We start from the raw sequence: 23,474 nt of genomic DNA, 5'->3' as shown, positions 1-23,474 counted from the left end.
GGTGACGATGAAGCTGGCAATGAAGTTGCGTACCCGGTTGTTCCTGAGCATTTCCGCGCTGATCACCGTGGCCCTGCTGGGGCTGCTGCTGGGCCTGGTCAGCGTCATGCAGATGGCCGGCAGCCAGGAAGCGCTGGTGCGCAACAACTTTGTCACCCTCGACCTGGGGCTCAAGCTGCGCCAGACCCTGGGCGACCAATTGATCATGATGCTGTCGGCAAAGCCCGACCCTGCGGCGTTCGAAGCCTCGCGACAGCATTACCGCGAACTGCTGGAGGAGGGCATCGCCCACGAAGCCCAAGGCGACGACAACCCGTACGGGTTCAAGCAGGCCAAGGACGATTACCAGCGTTTCATGGAGGCTTATGACCGGTCGGCCACCTCCTTGAGCGACAGCGGTGAGTTGCGCGAACGCTTCAACACTCTGCGCAACGGTTTGGTCACCGAACACAAGCGCGCCCTCGACAACATCAATGCGGTGCAGCAGGCCGCCCGCCAACGGGCGTTGCTGATCGCCGGCCTGCTCGGGCTGGTGGGCCTGGCGGTGCTGATCATCGGTTTTGTGACCGCCCACGGGATCGCCCGGCGTTTCGGCGCCCCCATCGAGGCCCTGGCCAAAGCGGCCGACAGCATCGGCCAAGGCAATTTCGAGGTGACCCTGCCGATTTCCCCCGCCCTGGAAATGAACCAGCTGACCCGGCGTTTCGGCCTGATGGCCGAAGCCCTGCGCGAGCACCAGGCCACCAACGTCGACGAGCTGCTGGCCGGCCAGCAGCGCTTGCAGGCGGTGCTCGACAGCATCGATGACGGCCTGCTGATGATCGACCGCGAAGGGCGCCTGGAACACCTCAACCCGGTGGCCCAGCGGCAGTTGGGCTGGGACAGCGACCGGTGCGGGCAAGGATTGGGCGCGGCGCTGGGCCGGCCCGAACTGGATGTCCAGTTGCAATCGGTGCTGCGGGGCGGCTCGCTGGAGCGGGCACCGGAGGATCTGAGTGTCGAAGTCGACGGCGAGGCGCGGCTGCTGACGTTCAGCCTGACCCCGGTCAGCCACACCCAGGGCCATATCCTCGGGGCGGTGATGGTGCTGCACGATGTGACCGAGCAGCGCGCGTTCGAACGGGTCCGCAGTGAATTCGTCCTGCGCGCGTCCCATGAGCTGCGCACGCCGGTGACCGGCATGCACATGGCGTTCGGCCTGTTCCGCGAGCGGGCGAAGTTCGCCGAGGACTCCCGGGAATCCGATCTGCTGGACACGGTCAACGAAGAGATGCAGCGCCTGATGCAACTGATCAACGACCTGCTCAACTTCTCGCGCTACCAGAGCGGTCTGCAGAAGCTGTCGCTGGCGCCGTGCTCGATCGGGGATCTGTTGGAGCAGGCGCAATCGCGTTTTGCCGGCGCGGCGGCCGAGAAGGGCGTCACCCTGAGCGTCGAGGTGCAGGAGCCGTTGCCGCGGCTGCAGGCCGATCAGGCGCAGCTGGACCGGGTGCTGGACAACCTGATCGACAATGCCTTGCGCCACACCGCCCGGGACGGGCTGATCCGCCTTCAGGCCCGGCGCCACGGCGAGCGGGTGATCATCAGCGTCGAGGACAACGGCGAAGGCATCGCCTACGGTCAGCAGGGACGGATTTTCGAACCGTTCGTTCAGGTCGGGCGCAAGAAGGGCGGCGCGGGGCTGGGCCTGGCGCTGTGCAAGGAAATCGTCCAGCTGCACGGTGGCCGGATGGGCGTCTATTCGCGGCCGGGGCAGGGCACGCAGTTCTACATGGCGTTGGCAGTCTAGGCTTCGTCGTCGATCCGACGCCCGGCCAGGCGCCGGCCACGGGTGATCAGCTCGATGAACTGCACCGCGCTCAGGGCGTGGGCGAACAGCCAGCCCTGGCCGAACTTCACGCCTTCGCTGCTGAGCAGCGCCGCCTGGGACTCGAGCTCGATGCCCTCGGCGATCACCTTCAGATCCAGCGCCTGCGCCATGTGAATGATGTGCGGCGCGACCCCGCTGCTGGCGGCGTCGTGACCGAGGGCATCGATGAACGCCTTGTCGATCTTCAGGCAGTCCACCGGCAGGGTCTGCAGGTAGGCGAGGCTGCAATAGCCGGTGCCGAAATCGTCGATCAGCACCTGATGCCCCACGTCGCGCAGCGCTTGCAGGTTCTCCCGCGCCACCACCACGTCGATCAGGCCGCGTTCGGTGACCTCGAACGCGATCTGCCGCGCCGCGACCCGGTGCAGGGCCAGCAGCCGGGCCATGACCTGGCCGATGCGCGGCACCATCACATCGCAGGCCGCCAAGTTCACCGAGATGTACAGCTGCGGATTGGCCCGCAGCAGCTGGCCCAGCTGCTCCAGCAGGCGCTGCAGGACGAAGTCGGTCATCTGCCGGATCTGCCCGGTGTTCTCCGCCATCGGGATGAACAGATCGGGGCTGGTCAGCGTGCCGTCCGGCCGGCGCCAGCGCAACAGGGCCTCGGCGCCGACGCAGTTGCGGCTGTCGAGGTCGAAGATCGGCTGGTACAGCACCTGCAGCTCGCCCCGGCGGATCGCGCCGTGCAGCTCGGCGTCCAGCGACTGCCGCTGGCGCACCAGCCAGAACACCAGCAGGCCGACGAAGGCGCCGAGCATCAGGCACAGCGGCACCATCCACCACCAGAGCTCCGGGATGTGCATGCCGGTGCGCGGGGTGATCAGCACCAGCTGGTACTCCGGGTTGTCGGTGGGCATGCGATAGATCAGGCGCGTCTGGGTCACCTGCAGCGCGTCCGGGTTCTTCGGCGGCCAATGGTCGGTGGGCGGCCAGGCCTGCGGCACGCCGAGCACCGGAATCGCCCGCGACCCGTGATCGAGCACCACCAGCAGGCTGCTGCCGGGCGACAGGTCGACCATGTCGGTCAGGTGCCCGCGGGAGGTGGCCACGCGGAAGTTGCCGCGGCCGAGCATCAGGGCGGCGCGGTTTTCGTCGGGTTCGGTGGTGGTGTTGAGCCAGTAGCTGTAGGTCGGGCCCTTGATGTCCGGCGGGCGCACCACCGAGAGGGCATCCTGGCGCGGACGGTTGGAGCAGATCCGCGAAGCGTCCATGTAGGCGGCTTCGTAGACGAAGCGGTAATTGAAGGTGACTTGCTGCAGGGTGGCGATCATTTCCTCGTCGCAGCTGCGCAGGGGTTGGGCCTCCAGGTCGTCGAGGCTTTCGCGCAGCTGGCCGAACAGTTGCTCGAGGCGGGCGAGGAAGCGTGCGCCCTGGGCGTTCATCTCCTGGCTTTCGTTCTGTTCGACCTGGCGCACCGCCACGAACAGCCCGCCGGTGATCAAAAGGCTTGCGCTGAGGACAGCCGCGAGCATCGCCAAAAACCACGGGCGATAAAACCAGCCACGCAACGTCTCTCGGGTAGCTACCATCATGGATATCCGAAGAATTACCAATGAGTTATAGCTGCTGATTGCGATTTCGCCCTGACCGTCGGGCGGGCGTCATTATTTTGTCTGGTTCAGCACCACCAGCAACGCTGCCGTTTGCGCGTCCGGCGTGCCGTCGAAGCGCGAAGGGCGGTAATGCATCTGGAACGCCGCGAGAACGTGGCGGGTCGCCACATCCAGCTCGCCGGTCTGCGGGGTGGCGTAACCCAGCCGCGCCAATTGCATCTGGAACCAGCCGATGTCCGGCAGCTGCGCATTGAACTGCGCCTGCCGCTGGGCGACCGCCTGCTCGTTCGGCCACAGGCCCAGCCCTTCGGCGGCCAGGCGCTTCCAGGGGAAGAGCGGGCCAGGATCGAGCTTGCGCAGCGGCGCGATGTCGCTGTGGCCGATGATGTGGCGCGGGCTGATGCCGTTGCGTTTGCTGATGTCCTTGAGCAGCACGATCAGCGACTGCACCTGGGCTTCGCTGTACGGATACCACACACGGCCGTTCGGGGTGTCCCGGAAGCCGGGGTTGACGATTTCGATGCCGATCGAGCTTGAGTTCAGCCAGGTGCGGCCCTGCCACTCGCTTTCGCCGGCGTGCCAGGCGCGCAGGTTTTCGTCCATCAGTTTGTAGATGGTCGCCTTCTTGTCGTCGCCGATCAGGTAATGGCTGCTGACTTCGCCGTGGGTCAGCAGTTGCAGCGAGCGCTCCAGCGAGGCAGTGGTGTAGTGCACCACCACGTATTGGATGCGGCTGTCGTGGTTGGCTGAAGGGTGGCTGGTGTCGAATCGCGGGCCGCTGGCGCAACCGGCCAGCACGAGCAGCGACACGAGGAGAGCAAGGAATTTCATGGTTTAGGGCAGTACACGCAAGACAATAATGCAACAGTGTAACGTACTGCCCGGCCCGCAGACGGCCATCGGCCCGATTTAAACAAAATGGAACAATTGCCTCAGCCGGCCTCCACCCGGTTGCGTCCGGCGTTTTTTGCCCGGTACAGCGCCTGATCGGCTCTTTTGAGCACCTGATCGCTGCGTTCTCCCGGTCTGAACGACGCCAACCCCATGGAAATGGTGATCGTGACCCGCTCCCCCTTGAAGTGGAACGGGCACGCCTCGATGGCCGCGCGCAAGGTCTCCAGCAACCGGGCGCCGACCGCCGGGGTGGTGGCCGGCAGCAGCAGGACAAATTCCTCGCCGCCGAAGCGGGCGATGAAATCGGTGCCGCGCAGGCGTTTGCGCAGCACCGTGGCGATGATCTTCAGCACCTTGTCGCCGGCCAGGTGGCCGTAGTTGTCGTTGATCCGCTTGAAGTGGTCGAGGTCGAGCATGGCCAGGCTCAAGGTGTTGCCGTGTTGCTGCCACTGGGTCATTTCCTGCTCGAGCCGCTCGCTCCAGGCGGCGCGGTTAGGCAGGCCGGTGAGGGGATCGATCAGGGCCTTCTGGCGTTGCTCTTCGAGGTGCTCGCGGTAGCCGAGCGCTTCTTGCTCCATGTGGGCCACGCGCTCGGCCAGGCTCTTGAGGCGTGCGGCGACTTCCTGCTCGCGGGCGTCGCGCTGCTTCTGGTGCTGATCCATGGTGCCGAGCAGGCCTTCCAGGTGGTTTTCCAGCACTTGCTTGAGGTCGTCCAGGTCGGCGGCTTCCTGCACGCTGTTCTGCAGGCCGTCGACCTGCTCACGGATCTGCGTGTCCATGGCCCGGGCGGCGGAGCTGTTGTCGGCGTGCCCCTCGCTGGCGGCCTTGAGGTTGCTCTGGAACGCTTCGAGGCGTTCGTTGAGCTGTTGCAGGTACACCTCGAATTCGTGTTGGCCGCTGTCGGTGATGGCCAGCATCAACGTCGCCAGATCGTCGAGGATCGGCAACAGTTCGTACCAGTTCAAGCCGTTCTTCAACCGATCGCGCATTGCCTCGGCTTGCGGGCGATGGCGCTCGGGCAGCGTCAGGTCGTCCAGCAGGCCGATCAGGGTGTCTTCGATGTGCCGAGCCACCGAGCTGTAGGACGGCTCAGGGGAATCCGGCAGGGCGTAGAGGATGTCGTGCTCGGCCTGTTCGGGGTCGATGGCCGCCAATGCCAGGGCGATGGGCTCGGGCAGGGGCAGGCTGTCGAGGATCATCGCGGCGGTGTTTTCGCCGGGTTGGATCAGCTCGTCCGGATTGACCGCGACCGGCGCGGGCATTGGTGCAGCCGGAACCGGTTCGGGGGTGGCCGGTTCGGTGATCGCCGCAACGGGTGCCTGGGGCGTGCGCTCGGCGACCGGTGGCTGCGGCGTGAAGGCGAATACTTCCGGCTCCGGCTCCGGCTCCGGCTCCGGCTCCGGCTCCGGCTCCGGCAGGCTGGCCGGGCTCGGCAGCGGTGCGGGCGCCGTCGCTTCGGTGGCGAGGCTGGCCCCCGGCAGGTGGCCGGCGGGTGCGGCCTCTTCAGGCTCGGCGACTGGGCTGGGGGCGGTCTCTTGCCGCAGGTCGGCCGGTGGGGCGTGCGTCGGTTCGGTGTGCTCGGAAGCCGGAGCCGTCGGTATCGGCAGCACCGGCTCCGGCTGCTCGTCATTGTCGCGATGGCCGAACAGGCGCTGCAGCAGTCCGGGCCGGCCCGGTTCCGCCGGCGTCTCCAACTGGCTCAGGGCCTTGCCCTGCAAGCCGCTGAGTTCGCTGAGCAGCAGCGGCATTTCCCGGGCCTGTCCGACCCGGTCGTCGAGTTGCTTGGCGAACTTCTTCAGCGGCCGGGCGACGTCCCGCGGCAGCGGCAAGGCCTGCAACTGGGTGACCAGCGCATTCAGCGCGGTGCTGACCTGGTTGATCCGCGTCTCCCGGCGCTGCTCGGAGTCGAGCACGGCTTTTTCCAGGCGCGGCAGCAGGGCGGCGAGGCCGGCGTCCATGTCGTCGGTGCGCACCACATCACGCATCTCTTTCATGCACTGGTCGACCACCCGGTCGGTGCCTTCGGCCGCCAGGGTGCTGCGCACCAGGCCGCGGCGCAGCAGGTCGAGCCGGGCGTCCCAACGACGTTCGAGCTTTTCCTGCTGTTCGATGCTTTTGAGGTATTTCTCTTTCCAGCGCTGGGCTTCGTCGCTCATTCAGGGCTTCCGCGAAGGGCAGGACTCAACGCGGGCAATGCATCGGCCGTGAGCGAACCCGGCAGACGAATCTCTACCGCGACCGGCAGGTGATCGGAAATCGGTTGCGGCAGCACTTCGACCTTTTCCAGGGTCAGGGTCGGGCTGAGCAGGATATGGTCCAGGCAGCGCTGGGGGCGCCAGCTGGGGAAAGTCGCTTCAAGCTGCGGGGCCAGCAGGCCGAGGTCGCGCAGCGGAGAGTGCTGCAGCAGGTCGCTGGCGTGGGTGTTCATGTCGCCCATCAGCACCTGGTGCCTGTAGTCGCCGATCAGGTCGCGGATGTACGCCAGTTGCAGCGTGCGTGCGCGGGGGCCGAGGGCCAGGTGCATCATCACCACCACCAGCGCCTCCGGGCCTTCGCCGAAGCGCAGCAGGATGGCGCCGCGGCCCTTGGGCCCGGGCAGCGGATGGTCTTCGATCGCCCACGGCCGCAAGCGGCTGAGCACGCCGTTGCTGTGCTGGGCCAGGCGGCCGAGGTTGCGGTTGAGCTGTTGGTACCAGTAGGGGAAAGCGCCGAGCTGGGCCAGGTGCTCGACCTGATTGACGTAGCCCGAGCGCAGGCTGCCGCCGTCGGCTTCCTGCAGGGCTACCAGATCGAAATCGCCGAGCAGGCTGCCGATCTTCTGCAGGTTGCCGGAGCGCCCGTTGTGCGGCAGCAGGTGCTGCCAGCTGCGGGTCAGGTAGTGCCGGTAGCGCTCGGTGGAGATGCCGACCTGGATGTTGAAGCTGAGCAAGCGCAGACGGCTGTCTGCGGGCAGGCCCGTGGACTCCAGGTGATGCTCGTTGACCTGCGGATCGTGCAGGCCGACGAGGCGTTCGGCTCTCCAGCGGCGCATGGCGGTCGCCGCGCTTAGTTGGCGGCGGCCTTGTTGGACGCTCGCTCTTTGGCGACCAGTTGGTCAGCCAGTTTCAGGGCCTCTTCGGCACCACCGGCAGAGCCGATGTCGAAGCGGTACTTGCCGTTGACGATCATGGTCGGAACGCCGGAGATTTCATATTTCTTGGCCAGTTCACGAGCCTTGACGATCTGGCCCTTGATGGCGAAGGAGTCGAAGGTGGCGAGGAACTTGTCCTTGTCCACGCCCTGGGTGGCGAGGAAGTCGGCCATGTCGTTCTTGTCGGTCAGCTTCTTGTGTTCCTTCTGGATGGCGTTGAACACGGCGGCGTGGACGTTGTGCTCGACGCCCATGGCTTCCAGGGTCAGGAACATCTGGCCGTGGGCGTCCCACGGGCCGCCGAACATGGCCGGGATGCGCACGAAGTTGACGTCGGCCGGCAGCTTCTCGACCCATGGGTTGATCACCGGCTCGAACGCGTAGCAGTGCGGGCAGCCGTACCAGAACAGCTCCACCACTTCGATCTTGCCAGGCACGGCGACCGGCACCGGATTGCTCAGTTCGACGTAAGGGGCGGCAGGGGCCTCGGCGGCCTGGGCGGTCACGCCGAACAGGCTGGCAGCGACGAGGGCGGCGCTGATGATCAGATTACGCATGCTTTACTCCTGGGCAAATGGGTCGCCTCGCGCAGCCTGTCTGCGGACAGGTCGTGGCGGGCATGAGTCCTGTAGTGTAACGGCAGCGGCCACAAAAAAGGGCGGCCAAGGCCACCCTTTTTATACTTGCTTGAGCGGATTAATCGAGCGTTAACGTAGCGGGGGATTCCCTTGCGCGCAACGCCCGGATCACGCCGGCAAGCCTGGCCTCAGTGCAGGCCTTGAATGTAGCTGGAGACGGCGGCGATGTCCTCGTCGCTCAGCTTGCGGGCGATGGTGCGCATGGTCATGGCGTCGCCGTCGTTGGTGCGTCCGGCTTCTTCCTTGCGGAAATCGGTCAGCTGCTTGGTGATGTACTGGGCGTGCTGGCCACCCAGGTGCGGGAACCCGGCGGCCGCGTTGCCGGCGCCGTTCGGGGAGTGGCAGCCGGTGCAGGCCGGCAGGCCTTTTTCAAGGTTGCCGCCACGGAACAGCGCTTCGCCGCGGGCCACGATCTTGGGATCGGCGGCGCCGACGCTGCCTTTCTGGCTGGCGAAGTAGGCGGCGATGTCGGAAAGGTCCTGATCGCTCAGGTTGGTCAGCAGGCCGGTCATTTCCAGGACGGTGCGTTTGCCCGACTTGATGTCGTGCAGTTGCTTGGTCAGGTAGCGTTCGCCCTGGCCTGCCAGTTTCGGAAAGTTTGGCGCCATGCTGTTGCCATCCGGGCCATGGCAGGCACCGCATACGGCGGCTTTGGCCTGGCCTGCGGCGGCATCGCCTGCAGCATGGGCGAAGCCTGAGATTCCCACGGTCAACAGCAGACTCACGATCAGTTTGTTCATCAGCTAATCCAACTACGGCTAAGGGTTAAGAGTTATGGACCGGGCTTACTCGCTCATCCAGAGGATGATGGCTCGGTAATCCTCGGTACTGCAGTCCATGCACAAACCACGCGGCGGCATCGCCTTGAAACCCTGGGTCACGTGTTGCACCAGCGTCTCCATGCCCTTGGCCAATCTCGGCGTCCAGGCTTCCCGATCGCCCTTGCGGGGCGCCGCAGGGAGCTGGCCGGAATGACAGGCACCACAGACACGGTTGTACACGGCTTCCGGATCCTGTGCGGCCTGAATGCTGTGAAGCGGCATCAGAAGCCCGGCAGCCAGCAGCCATTTCGTCATAAAACGACCTTTTCAGGGTTGAGAGCGTTCTGCGTTCTGTTGCGCAATCAAGGTCTGTCGCTCTCGTGAACTTCATCCTACGCTGGGACAAAGCGCACACAAAATCTGCGGCATTATATACTGGCGTCACTGAAACGGAAGCGACCTCGCTTGCCGCGCCCATTCCCGGCGCCGTCCACATCGGAAATCCCATGCAGCTCAAGAACCCCATCCTCGGCCTGTGCCAACAGTCCACCTTCATGCTCAGCGCCGCCAAAGTCGATCAATGCCCCAGCGACCAGGGCTACGAAGTGGCCTTCGCCGGCCGCTCCAACGCCGGCAAGTCCAGCGCGCTGAACACCCTGACCCACGCCAGCCTGGCGCGCACCTCGAAAACCCCGGGCCGCACGCAGCTGTTGAATTTCTTCAAGCTAGACGATGAACGCCGTCTGGTCGACCTGCCGGGCTACGGTTATGCGAAAGTGCCGATCCCGCTCAAGCAGCACTGGCAGCGCCACCTCGAGGCCTACCTGGGCGGTCGCGAGAGTCTGATGGGGGTGATCCTGCTGATGGACATCCGCCACCCGATGACCGACTTCGACCGGCTGATGCTCGACTGGGCCGTCGCCGCCGGCATGCCGATGCACATCCTGCTGACCAAGGCGGACAAGCTGACCTACGGCGCCGCCAAGAACACGCTGCTCAAGGTGCAGTCGGAGATCCGCAAGGGGTGGGGCGATACGGTCTCGATCCAGCTGTTCTCCGCGCCCAAGCGCATGGGCCTGGAAGAGGCTTACACCGTGCTGGCGGGCTGGATGGAGCTTGCGGACAAGGGCGCCGAAGCGGCGGCCGAGTAAATCGCGGGCAAAAAAAGCCCCGGACTTCATATGGGGAGGGAGAAGTTCCGGGGTTCAAGTTCCGAACCGCTAGGGCGGGGTTCAGATATCTGCCAACACTTAACACAACATAGGAGCATCGAAGGGCTTCACCAGCCATTCAGTAACTCTGAGTGGCCCTTCGCAAGATTAGTTCAGATTTTTTTCAAAAAGCTTTGGAATAATTCCAAGAGCGATCGGAACTAAGCCCGTTCCCGGGCGTTCGCCGCGACGCCATGCCGCAGCGAAGGCCCGTCCCAGAAGGCTCAGTGAGCCTCGTCCCAGTTGTTGCCGATACCCACTTCGACCAGCAGCGGAACATCCAGTTTCGCCGCGCCGCTCATGTGCGTGCGGATTTCTTCGCTGACCTGACCGACGAGATCCTCGCGGACCTCCAGCACCAGTTCGTCGTGGACCTGCAGGATCACCTTGGCATCCAGTCCCGACGCCTGCAGCCAGTTGTCCACCGCCACCATGGCCTTCTTGATGATGTCCGCCGCCGTGCCCTGCATCGGGGCGTTGATCGCCGTGCGTTCGGCGGCGGCGCGTTCCTGCGGCTTGTTGGAGTTAATCTCCGGCAGGTACAGGCGGCGGCCGAAGAAAGTCTCCACGTAGCCCTGGTCGGCCGCCTGCTTACGGGTGCGCTCCATGTATTCGCGCACGCCGGGGTAACGGGCGAAGTAGGTGTCGATGTAAGCCTTGGCGGTCTTGGTGTCGACGCCGATGTCCTTGCCCAGCTTCTGCGCGCCCATGCCGTAGATCAGCCCGAAGTTGATCGCCTTGGCGCTGCGGCGCTGATCGGAGGTCACTTCGTTGAGTTCGACCTTGAACACTTCGGCGGCGGTGGCGGTGTGCACGTCCAGGTTGTTGCGGAACGCGTTCATCAGGCCTTCGTCGCGGGACAGGTGGGCCATGATCCGCAGTTCGATCTGCGAGTAGTCCGCCGCCAGCAGCTTGTAGCCGGCCGGCGCGACGAACGCCTGGCGGATCCTGCGGCCTTCGGCGGTGCGCACCGGGATGTTCTGCAGGTTCGGGTCGCTGGAGGACAGCCGTCCGGTGGACGCCACCGCCTGATGGTAGGAGGTGTGGATGCGTCCGGTGCGCGGGTTGATCTGTTCCGGCAAGCGGTCGGTGTAGGTGCTTTTCAGCTTGCTCATGGAGCGGTATTCCATCAGCACCTTCGGCAACCGGTAATCGTCCTCCGCGAGCCGCGCCAGCACGTCTTCGGCGGTGGAGGGCTGACCGGTGGCGGTCTTCTTCAGCACCGGCAGGCCGAGCTTCTCGTAAAGGATCACGCCCAGCTGTTTCGGCGAGCCCAGGTTGAATTCCTCACCGGCGATCTCGAACGCTTCGCGCTCCAGGGCGACCATCTTGTCGCCCAGCTCGATGCTCTGCACGCCGAGCAGGGCAGCGTCGACGAACGCGCCCTGACGCTCGATGCGCGCCAGCACCGGCACCAGCGGGATCTCGATGTCGGTCAGCACGCTGGCCAGGCTCGGGATGGCGTTGAGCTTTTCGATCAGGGCCTGGTGCAGGCGCAGGGTCACGTCGGCGTCTTCGGCGGCATATGGACCGGCCTGCTCCAGGGCGATCTGGTCGAAGGTCAGTTGCTTGGCGCCCTTGCCGGCGATGTCCTGGAAGCTCACGGTGGTGTGGTCCAGGTATTTCTGCGCCAGGCTGTCCATGTCGTGGCGGGTGGCGGTGGAGTTCAGCACGTAGGATTCGAGCATCGTGTCGAAGGCGATCCCGCGCACGGTGATGCCGTTGGCCGGGTCGCCGCCGATGGCGCAGTTGGCCAGGATGTTCATGTCGAACTTGGCGTGCTGGCCGACCTTGAGCTTGTTCGGATCCTCCAAGATCGGCTTGAGCGCGCGCAGCACGGTGTCGCGGTCGAGCTGATCCGGTACGCCGATGTAGGAATGGGTCAGCGGAACGTAGGCCGCTTCGTTGGCCTGCACGGCGAACGACAGGCCGACCAGTTGCGCCTGTTGCGCGTCGATGCCGGTGGTTTCGGTATCGAAAGCGAACAGTTCGGCGCTTTTGAGCTTTTCCAGCCAGACATCGAAACGCGCCTGGTCGAGGACGGTCTCGTAGCGGGTTGCGCCGGTCGCTTGCGGCGCTTCGGCCTCGGCGGCGCTGAACAGGTCGGCGGCCGGCTCAGGCTCGGCCGCGGCCTTGAGTTCGACGCGCTTGGCGTCGCGCTCCAGGTCGTTGATCCAGCCCTTGAACTCCATCAGCGTGTAAAGCTCAAGGAGCTTGGCCGGATCCTCGGCGCCCATGTGCAGGTCGTCGAGAGTGATGTCCAGCGGCACGTCGACCTTGATGGTCGCCAACTGATAGGAGAGGAACGCCATCTCCTTGTGCTCTTCGAGCTTGGCCGGCAGGGTCTTGGCGCCGCGGATCGGCAGGGTCGGCACGATGTCGAGCTGCGCGTAGAGTTCGGTCAGGCCGCCGTTGACGCCCACCAGCAGGCCTGAAGCGGTTTTCGGACCGATGCCGGGCACACCGGGGATGTTGTCGGAGGAGTCGCCCATCAGGGCCAGATAATCGATGATCTGCTCCGGTGCGACACCGAACTTCTCCTTAACGCCCTCCACGTCCATCGAACTGCCGGACATGGTGTTGACCAAGGTAATGTGCCCGTCGACCAGTTGCGCCATGTCCTTGTCGCCGGTGGAGATGATCACCGGCCGGTCGGCGGCCGCGCTGCTGCGGGCCAGGGTGCCGATCACATCGTCGGCCTCGACGCCTTCGACGCACAGCAGCGGGAAGCCGAGGGCGATCACGCTCTGGTGCAGCGGCTCGATCTGCACGCGCATGTCATCGGGCATGCTCGGCCGGTTGGCCTTGTATTCGGCGTACATTTCGTCGCGGAACGTCCCGCCCTTGGCGTCGAAGACGACGGCGAACGGGCTGTCCGGGTATTGCTTGCGCAGGCTCTTGAGCATGTTCAGCACGCCTTTGACCGCGCCGGTCGGCATGCCTTTGGAGGTGGTCAGCGGCGGCAGCGCATGAAAGGCGCGGTAAAGGTAGGACGAACCGTCCACCAGGACGAGGGGGGCTTGGCTCATGTGCAGGATCAACCTTTTCGGCGGGTCCGGCGCTAGAATAGCGGGACCGTTGACGACAAAGGGACAAGGTTATCATGCGTACGTTAAATCGCTTGCTGCTGGTCAGTCTGATCGCTGTCTCACCGCTGGCCGCGATCGCGGCGGATGATGCGCCGTCGGCGGATCCGGAGGTCACCATTCGCACGGAGGGCGACAGGACGATCCAGGAGTACCGCCAGAACGGGTTCCTGTATGCGATCAAAGTCACCGTGAAGGGCGCGCCGCCGTACTTTCTGGTGCGTGCCGACGGTACCGACGCGAACTTCATCCGTTCGGACCAGCCGGATATGCTGATTCCGTCATGGAAGATCTTTGAATGGAAGTAGTTCCTTAATTTCACCCGGCGCCGGCCCGACCCCGGCGCCAGAACTGAGCAGTTTTTGACCATGTCTGTGTTCACCCCCCTGGCTCGGCCCGAGCTGGAAACCTTTCTCGCCCCTTACGGGCTCGGCCGTCTGCTCGATTTCCAGGGGATCGCCGCCGGCAGCGAAAACACCAATTTCTTCATCAGCCTGGAACAGGGCGAGTTCGTCCTGACCCTGGTCGAGCGCGGCCCGGTGCAGGAGATGCCGTTCTTCATCGACCTGCTCGACGTGCTGCATAAGGCCGACCTGCCGGTGCCGTACGCCTTGCGCACCACCGACGGCGAGGCCCTGCGCGAGCTCAAGGGCAAGCCGGCGCTGCTGCAGCCGCGCCTGGCCGGCAAGCACATCAAGCAGGCCAACGCCCAGCACTGCGCGCAGGTCGGCGCGCTGCAGGCCCATCTGCACCTGGCGACCCAGGGCGCCAACATGATCAAGCGCAAGACCGACCGCGGCCTGGACTGGATGCTGGAGGAGGGGACGCAGTTCCTGTCGCATCTGGGCGACGAGCCGCGGGCGCTGCTGCAAAAGGCGCTGGACGAAATCACCGTGCAGAAAGAGAAGATCCTCGCGTTGCCGCGGGCGAACATCCACGCCGACCTGTTCCGCGACAACGCCATGTTCGAAGGCACGCACCTGACCGGGCTGATCGACTTCTACAACGCCTGCTCGGGGCCGATGCTCTACGACGTGGCCATCGCCTTGAACGACTGGTGCTCCGACGACGCCGGGCAGATCGACGGCCAGCGGGCGCGGGCGCTTCTGGGGGCCTACGCGGCGCTGCGTCCGTTCACGGCGGCGGAAGCCGAACTGTGGCCGGTGATGCTGCGGGTGGCGTGCGTGCGGTTCTGGCTGTCGCGTTTGATCGCGGCGGAGTCGTTCGCCGGGCAGGACGTGCTGATCCACGATCCGAAGGAATTCGAGCAGCGCCTGGCGCAGCGCCAGGCCATCAGCGTCCAGTTGCCGTTCGCGCTCTGACCGGGTGGCGGGCGAACGTGCTCGCATCGGGTGCCATGCCCCTTCAAGGTTCCGGGCAGTCGACGGAACCTTGAGCGCTAAACGGAAGCAAGATCCCTCGCCACAGGATCGCTTACAGCGACTCCAGGCAACCCGCCAGGTCGTTGCCCAGCTTTTCCAGCACTTGCTCGTAACCCTGGGCGGTCGCCGGGGTGTAGCCGCCGAGCGCGTCCAGTTCCGCCAGTTTCACCGGCAGCCCGGCCACCAGGGTTTCCGCCAGGCGTGGGCGCAGCGGCGGTTCGCTGAACACGCAGGTCTTGCCGACTTCCTGCAGCCGCGCCCGCATCGCCGCCACGTGCTGTGCGCCCGGCTGCACCTCCGCCGCGACGCTGAACACGCCGGCGTGCTTGAGGCCGTAGGCGTCTTCGAAGTAGTCGAAGGCTTCGTGGAACACGAAGTAGGGTTTGCCTTCGATGCCGGCCAGACGTTTCTTCAGGCGCGCGTCCAGCGCATCGAGGCGCCCGTCGAACGCCTTGGCGTTGCTTTGGTAGCGCTGGGCGTTGGCCGGGTCGGCGGCGCTCAGGTCGGCGGCCATCTTGTCGGCGATCACCCGTGCGTTCACCGGAGACAGCCACAAATGCGCGTCCAGGGTACCCGGACGGTGGTCGTGGTCATGCTCGTCGGCCTCTTCGGCGTGCGAGTGGCTGTCCTCGGCGAAGCGGCGCAGCTTCAGGCCAGGCAGATCCTGCACGGCGACGCTCGGCAGCGTGCGGCCGTTCAGCACCCGGGGCAGGAAACCTTCCATGTCCGGGCCGATCCAGTACAGCAGATCCACCGACTGCACCTTGCGCACGTCTGACGGGCGCAGGGCGTAGTGGTGCGGCGAGGCGCCGGGCGGCAGCAGCACTTCGGGAATCGCCACGCCGTCCTGCACGGCGGCGGCGATCAGTTGCAGCGGCTTGATGCTGGTGAGCACCTTGACCTCGGCCTGGGCCGTGCCGATCAGCAGGAAACCGGTGACGAATGCGACAAAAACAGAAAAAAGTCGGGACACGATGACCACTCAAGGAGGCGAGAACGGGTAACATAATAACGTCTCTAGCCAAACTCGTCGCCGCTCATGCCCATTACACCGATTGCCAGCCGCCCCCACGACCACTCTCATTGCGTGCACAGCGCTTTGTCCGAGGCCGACGCCCTGTGCGCACGCAAGGGCCTGCGCCTGACCGCGCTGCGTCGGCGGGTGCTGGAACTGGTCTGGCAGAGCCACAAGCCGCTGGGCGCCTACGACATCCTCGCGGTGCTGAGCGAGCAGGACGGCCGTCGCGCCGCGCCGCCGACCGTGTACCGGGCGCTGGATTTCCTGCTGGAGAACGGCCTGGTGCACCGCATCTCCTCGCTCAACGCCTTCATCGGCTGCGTCCACCCGGAGCACGCGCATCAGGGCCAGTTCCTGATCTGCCGCCAATGCCACGCCGCCATCGAGCTTGAGCAGAAGGCCATCAGCGACGCGATCATCCACAGCGCCAAGGATGTCGGCTTCGTCGTCGAGGCCCAGACCGTGGAAGTGGTCGGCCTCTGCTCCGGCTGCCGGGGGGCTTGATGAGCGACACGCTGATCCGTCTCGAGCAGGTCGCGGTCCGGTTCGCCGGGCAGAGCGTGCTGGACAACATTCACCTGAGCGTCGAGCCGGGGCAGATCGTAACCCTGATCGGCCCCAACGGCGCCGGCAAGACCACCCTGGTGCGCGCCGTGCTCGGGTTGCTCAAGCCGGACAGCGGCCGCGTCTGGCGCAAGCCGAAGCTGCGGGTCGGCTACATGCCGCAGAAGCTGCATGTCGATCCGACCTTGCCGCTGTCGGTGCTGCGTTTTCTGCGTCTGGTGCCGGGCGTCGACCGCACACGGGCCCTGGCGGCACTCAGGGAGGTCGGCGCCGAGCACGTCATCGACAGCCCGGTGCAGAGCGTTTCCGGCGGTGAGATGCAGCGCGTGCTGCTCGCCCGGGCGCTGCTGCGCGAACCCGAGCTGCTGGTGCTCGACGAGCCGGTGCAGGGCGTCGACGTGGCCGGCCAGGCCGAGCTGTACAGCCTGATCACGCGGCTGCGCGACCGCCACGGCTGCGGCGTGCTGATGGTCTCCCATGACCTGCACCTGGTGATGAGCACCACCGACCAGGTGGTCTGCCTCAACCGCCACGTCTGCTGTTCCGGGCATCCGGAGCAGGTCAGCGGCGACCCGGCCTTCGTCGAGCTGTTCGGCAACAACGCGCCGAGCCTGGCGATCTATCACCACCATCACGACCACGCCCACGACCTGCACGGTTCGGTGGTCAAGGCGGCCCCGGCGGGCCAACCCCATGTTCACGGAGATGGCTGCAAGCATGGCTGATTTTCTGTTCTACGCCCTGCTTGCAGGTCTGGCGCTGGCGGTGGTCGCAGGGCCGTTGGGCTCGTTCGTGGTCTGGCGGCGCATGGCCTACTTCGGCGACACCCTGTCCCACGCCGCCCTGTTGGGCGTGGCCCTGGGCTTTCTGCTGGATGTCAGTCCGACCGTGGCGGTCACCGTCGGCTGCCTGCTGCTGGCGGTGGTGCTGGTGACGCTGCAGCAGCGCCAGCCGCTGGCCTCCGACACGCTGCTGGGAATTCTCGCGCCGAGCACGCTCTCCCTTGGCCTGGTGGTACTAAGCTTCATGCATGAAGTGCGGATCGACCTGATGGCCTATCTGTTCGGTGACCTGCTGGCGATCAGCCCCACCGACCTGGCCTGGATCCTCGGCGGCAGCGCGGCGGTGCTGGCGTTGCTGGTGACGCTGTGGCGGCCGTTGCTGGCGATCACCGTGCACGAAGAGCTGGCCAAGGTCGAAGGCCTGCCGGTGGCCGGGCTGCGCATGGCGCTGATGCTGCTGATCGCGGTGGTGATCGCGGTGGCGATGAAGATCGTCGGCGTGCTGTTGATCACCTCGCTGCTGATCATCCCGGCGGCTGCGGCACAGCGTCACGCCCGCTCCCCGGAGCAGATGGCGCTGGGTGCGAGCCTGTTGGGCATGCTGGCCGTGTGCGGCGGGCTGGCGCTGTCCTGGTTCAAGGACACCCCGGCCGGCCCTTCGATCGTTGTGACGGCGGCCGCACTGTTTCTGCTCAGTTTTGTCCTGCCCCGTCGAGGGGTGTAGACTTGCTCGCTTTTTGCGCAATTAGAGAGTCGCAGGAATGAAGCCGTTCGCCTCCCGTTATCTGCTCCTTGTCGCATTTTCCGTGCTGCTGGGCGCTTGCCAAAGCACGCCGCCGGTGGCCGAAGCCCCCGACGCGCGGGCCACGGCCATCGCACAACTGGAGCAAAGCCTGGCCAGCAGCGAACTGGCCACCGCCGAAGACCAATTGGCGGCCTTGCAGGCGGAAACCCCCAACGACCAGTCCCTTGAGCAGTACCAGAGGCAACTGGCCGAAGCCTACCTGCGCCGCAGCCAGATCGTGCTGCAGAAGGGCGACGTGAACGCCGCCGCCATGGCCCTGAGCCGTGCCCGTGCCCTGATGCCCAAGGCCCCGGCGCTGACCGGCGGCGTCAACGGCGCCATCACCGAAGCCCGCAAGGCCGAGCTGGAAAAGGCTGAAGCGGCGCTGCAGGCGGCGGAGTCCAAGCCCAAGGCGCGGGTGATCGACCCGACCGCGGAAAGTACCACGGTGGCGCTGAACATCACCGATAGCCGCAAATTGCGTCGGCAACTGGATGCGATCGCCGCCGATGTGGTGAATTACGACTGCGCAGTGACCCTGCAGGCCCCGCGCACCGCCGACTACCCGTGGCTGGCGACCTTGCTGACCAAGCGCGTGAAGAAGCTGGATCCGGGCTTCGACCTGCAGATCCGCAAGCAGACCGTGCGCACCGTACCGGCGCAGATGGTCTTGAGCCCGCGCAAGCCTTAAGCGCCAAGTCCGGAGTCCATCGCCAGCAGGCTGGCCTCCCACAGGGATCTGCGGCGTTCCGAATCCTGTGGGAGCCAGCCTGCTGGCGATGGCGTCCTCATGGGCACCGGGGAACCCTTATGCAGGAACCGCCTTCGCCTTGGCTTCCCGTTCCCAGACCCGGTGCTGCCCGATCGCGGCAAAGAACGCCTGGGTCAGCGCCCCGGCGTCTTTGCCCGTCACCAGTCCCGCGTCCTTTTCCAGCTTCAGCATGTCCAGCAATTGTTCGGCCTCGCCCTGCAAGGCGATTGCCTTCAGGTGCTTGTACGCCTCCAGCAGGTAGTGCAACGCCACCCCGTCACCGCCCAAGGCCTTGACCGACGCCGCACCGCCCGGCACGAACACCGCGTCGAAGGCCACCGACGGCATGCCTTCCATCGACGCGTCCACCGCCAGGGTCTTGCCGTTGGCGGCCTTGAGCGGCGCCGAGGTCGGGCCGAGCAGCTTCCCGTGGGCGCCTTCGGCCCTGAGTGCTTTCTTCATGGCGTCGATGGCTGCACTATCGACGCCGTTCGCGGCCAGAATCGCCACTTTTCTGGTTTTTATGTTTTCCGGCAGCAAGTTGGCCTGACTCAGCGCGGGCGAGCGCTCCAGCGAGGACTTGCGCACCGCCACCGTGCCTTTGGCCGGCGCCGGCAGGCCCAGGTTTTCCGCGACGCGCCTGGCCAGCTCCAGGTCGATGTTGGCGAGGATGTCGTTGACCTCCCGCGCCCGGATGGTCGCGCGCTCCACCTTGCCCAGTTCGAAGCTGTAGGCCGCGATGATGTGCTCCTGCTCGTGGGGGCTCATGCTGTTGAAGAACAGCCGGGCCTGGGAGAAGTGATCGCCGAAGGATTCGCTGCGCTGGCGGATCTTGTTTGCGTCGATGCGCTCCGGATAACTCTCGAAACCGCCGTCCTGCGCGGCGGGCGGGGTTTCCTTCGGCCAGCCGCCGTCGATCGAATTCGGCTCGTAAGAGGCGCGGCCTTTGTCGATGGTCGAACGGTGCTGGGCGTCGCGTTGGCCGTTGTGGAACGGCGCCAGCGGACGGTTGATCGGCAGCTCGTGAAAGTTCGGCCCGCCGAGTCGGCTGATCTGCGTATCGGTGTAGGAAAACAGACGCCCCTGCAGCAGCGGATCGTTGGAGAAGTCAATCCCCGGCACGATGTGGCCGGGGCAGAACGCGACCTGCTCGGTCTCGGCGAAGAAGTTGTCCGGGTTGCGGTTGAGGGTCATCTTGCCCAGCGGCGTGATCGGCACGATCTCCTCGGGAATCAGTTTGGTGGGGTCGAGCAGGTCGAACTCGAAGTCGTGCTCGTGCTGTTCCTCGATGACCTGCACCCCTAGTTCCCACTCCGGGTAGTCCCCGGTCTCGATGGCTTCCCAGAGGTCGCGGCGATGGTGGTCGGTGTCCTTGCCGGCGAGCTTCTGGGCCTCGTCCCACACCAGCGAGCAGGTGCCGGCGGTGGGGCGCCAGTGGAACTTGACGAAGCGCGAGGTGCCCTCGGCGTTGACCAGCCGGAAGGTGTGCACGCCGAAGCCCTGCATGCTGCGCAGGCTTTTCGGGATCGCCCGGTCGGACATGGCCCAGATCACCATGTGCGCCGACTCGGGCACCAGCGAAACGAAATCCCAGAAGGTGTCGTGGGCCGAGCCGCCGGTGGGGATTTCGTTGTGCGGCTCGGGTTTCACCGCGTGGACGAAATCGGGGAACTTCACCGCGTCCTGAATGAAGAAGACCGGCATGTTGTTGCCCACCAGGTCGAAGTTGCCTTCCTCGGTGAAGAACTTCACGGCGAAGCCGCGCACGTCGCGCACCGTGTCGCCGGAGCCGCGCGGCCCCTGCACGGTGGAAAAACGGACGAACACCGGTGTTTTCTTCGCCGGATCCTGCAGGAAACCGGCCTTGGTCAGCGCCGAATGGTTCCCGTAGCTCTGGAAAAAGCCGTGGGCGCCGGCGCCGCGAGCGTGGACGATGCGTTCCGGGATGCGCTCATGGTCGAAGTGCGTGATCTTCTCACGCATGATGAAGTCTTCCAGCAGCGACGGCCCGCGGTCGCCGGCCTTGAGGGTGTTCTGGTTGTCGGCGACCTTGACGCCCTGGTTGGTGCGCAGGGCCTGGCCGGTGGCGTCGGAGCGGAACGGCTCCAGACGGTCGAGCTTGGCGTTGGTGTTGGCGCGGTCGGGGGTGTCCGTTCCGGCCAGTCGGCTCTTCTCGGCAGCGGGTTTTTTGGTGCTCATCAGGCTTGAACTCCTCGTTTGGGTCGGGGCCCGTCAGGTTTTCCGGCGCGGTGCCGATAGCCATGGGGCATTTCCAGGGGTTATTCGAGTGACTGACCGAGACGCCGGACCGTTCCTTTTTTATGACCTTTGATCGCGTTATTGCCAAAAGAAAGGTTGTTTGCGAAATAAATGCTAAGAACCTCTATACGGACAGGCTAAAATGCGCGCCCGGCTAACCGCTGACCCTTTTCAACGCGCCCCACAAGGTTCGCTACGTGATCGAGTTTCAAAACGTCCATAAGACTTACCGCGTCGCCGGTAAGGACATCACTGCGCTGCACCCGACCCGTCTGTCGATTGAGAACGGTCAGGTGTTCGGCCTGATTGGCCATTCCGGCGCGGGCAAAAGCACCCTGCTGCGTCTGATCAATCGCCTGGAGGACGCCAGCGGCGGCAAGATCATCGTCGACGGCGAAGAGATCACCGCGCTGGACGCCAACGGCCTGCGCCGTTTCCGGCAGCAGGTCGGGATGATCTTCCAGCACTTCAACCTGCTGGCGTCCAAGACCGTGGCCGACAACGTCGCGTTGCCGCTGACCCTGGCCGGCGAATTGTCGCGCAGCGAGATCGACCGCCGCGTGGCCGAACTGCTGGCCCGGGTCGGTCTGTCCGACCATGCCAAGAAGTACCCGGCGCAACTGTCCGGCGGCCAGAAGCAGCGCGTCGGCATCGCCCGCGCCCTGGCGACCAAGCCGAAGATCCTGTTGTGCGACGAGGCCACCAGCGCCCTCGATCCGCAGACCACCGCCTCGGTGCTGCAACTGCTGGCCGAGATCAACCGCGAGCTGAAACTGACCATCGTCCTGATCACCCACGAGATGGACGTGATCCGCCGCGTCTGCGACCAGGTGGCGGTGATGGACGCCGGCACGATCGTCGAGCAAGGCCCGGTGGCGGACGTGTTCCTGCATCCGAAGCACCCGACGACCAAGCGTTTCGTCCAGGAAGACGAGCAGATCGACGAAAACGAACAACGCGATGACTTCGCCCACGTGCCGGGCCGCATCGTGCGCCTGACGTTCCAGGGCGATGCGACCTACGCGCCGCTGCTCGGCACCGTCGCCCGGGAGACCGGGGTGGACTACAGCATCCTGGCCGGCCGCATCGACCGCATCAAAGACGTTCCCTACGGGCAATTGACCCTCGCCGTCACCGGCGGCGACATGGACGCGGCGTTCGCCCGCTTCACCGCCGCCGACGTTCACATGGAGGTGCTCCGCTGATGGAACTGCTCAAGTCCCTGTTCGAAAACATCGACTGGCTGGAAATCTGGCTGGCCACCGGCGACACCCTGATGATGCTCGGCGGCTCGCTGCTGTTCACCGTCCTGCTGGGCCTGCCGCTCGGCGTGCTGCTGTTCCTGTGCAGCCCGCGCCAATTGCTGGAGAACCGCGGCGTCTACGCGATCATGTCGCTGGTGGTGAACATCCTGCGTTCGCTGCCGTTCATCATCCTGCTGATCGTGATGATCCCGTTCACCGTGCTGATCACCGGCACGTCGCTGGGCGTGGCCGGTGCGATTCCGCCTTTGGTGGTGGGCGCGACGCCGTTCTTCGCGCGGCTGGTGGAAACCGCCCTGCGCGAGGTGGACCGCGGCATCATCGAAGCCACCCAGTCGATGGGCGCGACCACCCGGCAGATCATCGTCAACGCGCTGCTGCCGGAGGCCCGTCCGGGCATCTTCGCGGCGATTACGGTGACAGCGATTACACTGGTGTCCTACACGGCGATGGCCGGTGTGGTCGGCGCCGGCGGCCTGGGCGACCTGGCGATCCGTTTCGGCTACCAGCGCTTCCAGACCGACGTGATGGTCGTGACCGTGGTGCTGCTGCTGATCCTGGTGCAAGTGCTGCAAATGGTGGGCGACCGGCTGGTCGTCCACTTCTCGCGCAAATAATCGATCCTGTCACAGAAAAACATGAGCCGGCCTTCCCCGGCAGGCGCCAAGGCGCCGCCGGCGGATACCCACAAGGAGTTAGCTGAATGAAAAGACTGTTCGTTGCCCTCGCTGCCGCCGCCGCTTTCTCGGCCCACGCCGCCGAAACCCTGACCGTGGCCGCGACCCCGGTGCCCCACGCCGAGATCCTCGAGTTCGTGAAACCGGCGCTGGCCAAGGAAGGCGTGGACCTGAAGGTGAAGGTGTTCACCGACTACATTCAGCCGAACGTGCAGGTGGCCGAGAAGCGCCTGGACGCCAACTTCTTCCAGCACCAGCCGTACCTCGATGAGTTCAACAAGGCCAAGGGCACCAGCCTGGTGGCCGTGGCCGGCGTGCACCTGGAACCCCTGGGCGCCTACTCCAGCAAGTTCAAGAAGCTCGACGAGCTGCCGAGCGGCGCCAACGTGGTGATCCCGAACGACGCCACCAACGGCGGCCGTGCGCTGCTGCTGCTGGACAAGGCCGGCGTGATCAAGCTCAAGGACTCGAAGAACATCCTGTCCACCGTCAAGGACATCGCCGAGAACCCGAAAGACCTGAAGATCCGTGAACTGGAAGCCGCGACCATCCCGCGCGTGCTGACCCAGGTCGACCTGGCGCTGATCAACACCAACTACGCGCTGGAAGCCAAACTCGATCCGTCCAAGGACGCGCTGGTGATCGAAGGCAACGACTCGCCGTACGTGAACATCCTGGTGTCCCGCGGGGACAACAAGGACAGCGACGCGATGAAGAAACTGGCCGCCGCCCTGCACAGCCCGGAGGTGAAGCAATTCATCACCGAGAAGTACAAGGGGGCGGTGCTGCCGGCGTTCTGATCGCTGCAGCAATGAAAAAGGGACGCCTCGGGCGTCCCTTTTTTTGTGCCTG

General features: G+C 65.3%; 21 protein-coding genes. 11 read left to right on the top strand and 10 right to left on the bottom strand.

All coding sequences use genetic code 11. From position 1 onward, the window contains the following. The first annotated feature begins 7 nt into the window (after positions 1-7). The gene (locus CAG41_RS00350) at positions 8-1,789 is read left to right on the top strand and encodes a KinB sensor domain-containing domain (RefSeq protein ID WP_085630381.1); all 1,782 of its coding nucleotides are present in this window, start codon (positions 8-10) and stop codon (positions 1,787-1,789) included. Here CAG41_RS00350 and CAG41_RS00345 read toward each other — a convergent pair. The 7 genes from CAG41_RS00345 to CAG41_RS00310 all read right to left on the bottom strand — a co-directional run bounded on the left by CAG41_RS00345 (position 1,786) and on the right by CAG41_RS00310 (position 9,161). Beyond that, entirely contained in the window at positions 1,786-3,402 is a 1,617-nt protein-coding gene (locus CAG41_RS00345; RefSeq protein ID WP_085579375.1) for an EAL domain-containing protein, read from the bottom strand. The genes CAG41_RS00350 and CAG41_RS00345 overlap by 4 nt on opposite strands. Before the next feature lie 72 nt (positions 3,403-3,474). Next, positions 3,475-4,254 (bottom strand): N-acetylmuramoyl-L-alanine amidase, encoded by a 780-nt coding sequence (locus CAG41_RS00340; protein ID WP_085579377.1) that lies wholly within the window; start codon positions 4,252-4,254, stop codon positions 3,475-3,477. A 101-nt stretch (positions 4,255-4,355) separates the two neighbouring features. Continuing rightward, entirely contained in the window at positions 4,356-6,473 is a 2,118-nt protein-coding gene (locus CAG41_RS00335; protein WP_085706590.1) for a GGDEF domain-containing protein, read from the bottom strand. After that, positions 6,470-7,348: an endonuclease/exonuclease/phosphatase family protein gene (locus CAG41_RS00330; protein WP_085579381.1), complete on the bottom strand. Its 879-nt coding sequence runs from the start codon at positions 7,346-7,348 to the stop codon at positions 6,470-6,472. Before CAG41_RS00330 ends, CAG41_RS00335 begins: the two co-directional genes overlap by 4 nt. 14 nt (positions 7,349-7,362) lie before the next feature. Continuing rightward, complete coding sequence (locus tag CAG41_RS00325) at positions 7,363-8,004, bottom strand: thiol:disulfide interchange protein DsbA/DsbL (RefSeq protein ID WP_085579383.1); 642 nt, start codon at positions 8,002-8,004, stop codon at positions 7,363-7,365. Positions 8,005-8,213: 209 nt separating this feature from the next. After that, entirely contained in the window at positions 8,214-8,825 is a 612-nt protein-coding gene (locus CAG41_RS00315; RefSeq protein ID WP_085579387.1) for a cytochrome c, read from the bottom strand. Positions 8,826-8,870: 45 nt separating this feature from the next. Then, positions 8,871-9,161, bottom strand: a complete 291-nt coding sequence (locus tag CAG41_RS00310) for a cytochrome c5 family protein (protein WP_085630385.1) — start codon at positions 9,159-9,161, stop codon at positions 8,871-8,873. 191 nt (positions 9,162-9,352) lie between these two features. Here CAG41_RS00310 and yihA point away from each other — a divergent pair, with 191 nt between their 5' ends. After that, positions 9,353-9,997, top strand: coding sequence for a ribosome biogenesis GTP-binding protein YihA/YsxC (gene yihA / locus CAG41_RS00305; RefSeq protein WP_085630388.1), 645 nt, complete (start codon positions 9,353-9,355; stop codon positions 9,995-9,997). A 284-nt stretch (positions 9,998-10,281) separates the two neighbouring features. Here the strand turns inward: yihA and polA are convergent, their stop codons facing one another. Next, entirely contained in the window at positions 10,282-13,086 is a 2,805-nt protein-coding gene (gene polA / locus CAG41_RS00300) for a DNA polymerase I (RefSeq protein ID WP_085630390.1), read from the bottom strand. A 74-nt stretch (positions 13,087-13,160) separates the two neighbouring features. Between polA and CAG41_RS00295 the strand changes: the two genes are divergently transcribed. Beyond that, a complete protein-coding gene (locus CAG41_RS00295) occupies positions 13,161-13,451 on the top strand; it encodes a DUF2782 domain-containing protein (RefSeq protein WP_085630392.1) in 291 nt (96 codons plus the stop codon). Positions 13,452-13,511: 60 nt separating this feature from the next. Beyond that, positions 13,512-14,465, top strand: coding sequence for a homoserine kinase (locus tag CAG41_RS00290; RefSeq protein WP_085706709.1), 954 nt, complete (start codon positions 13,512-13,514; stop codon positions 14,463-14,465). A gap of 112 nt (positions 14,466-14,577) precedes the next feature. Here CAG41_RS00290 and CAG41_RS00285 read toward each other — a convergent pair whose 3' ends face one another. Beyond that, a complete protein-coding gene (locus CAG41_RS00285; RefSeq protein ID WP_085579398.1) occupies positions 14,578-15,507 on the bottom strand; it encodes a zinc ABC transporter substrate-binding protein in 930 nt (309 codons plus the stop codon). Positions 15,508-15,564: 57 nt separating this feature from the next. On the opposite strand from CAG41_RS00285, the gene CAG41_RS00280 reads away from it, so the two are divergent. From CAG41_RS00280 to CAG41_RS00265, 4 genes are read left to right on the top strand one after another with little or no spacing between them, the layout of a single operon-like run. Next, the gene (locus tag CAG41_RS00280) at positions 15,565-16,047 is read left to right on the top strand and encodes a Fur family transcriptional regulator (RefSeq protein ID WP_085579400.1); all 483 of its coding nucleotides are present in this window, start codon (positions 15,565-15,567) and stop codon (positions 16,045-16,047) included. Beyond that, entirely contained in the window at positions 16,047-16,832 is a 786-nt protein-coding gene (znuC, locus tag CAG41_RS00275; protein WP_085579402.1) for a zinc ABC transporter ATP-binding protein ZnuC, read from the top strand. The genes CAG41_RS00280 and znuC overlap by 1 nt, the downstream gene beginning before the upstream one ends. Then, positions 16,825-17,613, top strand: coding sequence for a zinc ABC transporter permease subunit ZnuB (gene znuB, locus CAG41_RS00270; RefSeq protein WP_085579404.1), 789 nt, complete (start codon positions 16,825-16,827; stop codon positions 17,611-17,613). The genes znuC and znuB overlap by 8 nt, the downstream gene beginning before the upstream one ends. A gap of 37 nt (positions 17,614-17,650) precedes the next feature. Further along, the gene (locus CAG41_RS00265) at positions 17,651-18,364 is read left to right on the top strand and encodes a PA5502 family lipoprotein (RefSeq protein ID WP_085579406.1); all 714 of its coding nucleotides are present in this window, start codon (positions 17,651-17,653) and stop codon (positions 18,362-18,364) included. 117 nt (positions 18,365-18,481) lie between these two features. On the opposite strand, the gene katE is transcribed toward CAG41_RS00265, so the two are convergent. Beyond that, complete coding sequence (gene katE / locus CAG41_RS00260) at positions 18,482-20,623, bottom strand: catalase HPII (protein WP_085579408.1); 2,142 nt, start codon at positions 20,621-20,623, stop codon at positions 18,482-18,484. 257 nt (positions 20,624-20,880) lie between these two features. Here katE and CAG41_RS00255 point away from each other — a divergent pair, with 257 nt between their 5' ends. The 3 genes from CAG41_RS00255 to CAG41_RS00245 all read left to right on the top strand — a co-directional run bounded on the left by CAG41_RS00255 (position 20,881) and on the right by CAG41_RS00245 (position 23,422). Next, positions 20,881-21,888, top strand: a complete 1,008-nt coding sequence (locus CAG41_RS00255; RefSeq protein ID WP_085579410.1) for a methionine ABC transporter ATP-binding protein — start codon at positions 20,881-20,883, stop codon at positions 21,886-21,888. Then, complete coding sequence (locus CAG41_RS00250; protein ID WP_085579412.1) at positions 21,888-22,562, top strand: methionine ABC transporter permease; 675 nt, start codon at positions 21,888-21,890, stop codon at positions 22,560-22,562. The genes CAG41_RS00255 and CAG41_RS00250 overlap by 1 nt, the downstream gene beginning before the upstream one ends. An 86-nt stretch (positions 22,563-22,648) precedes the next feature. Further along, positions 22,649-23,422 (top strand): MetQ/NlpA family ABC transporter substrate-binding protein, encoded by a 774-nt coding sequence (locus tag CAG41_RS00245; protein ID WP_085579415.1) that lies wholly within the window; start codon positions 22,649-22,651, stop codon positions 23,420-23,422. Positions 23,423-23,474 lie beyond the last annotated feature (52 nt).

This window comes from Pseudomonas sp. B35(2017), from assembly GCF_002113645.1.
Classification (GTDB): domain Bacteria; phylum Pseudomonadota; class Gammaproteobacteria; order Pseudomonadales; family Pseudomonadaceae; genus Aquipseudomonas; species Aquipseudomonas ekonensis.
Note: the sequence above shows the minus strand (reverse complement) of the source record. Positions and strands in the feature narration are given on the sequence as shown.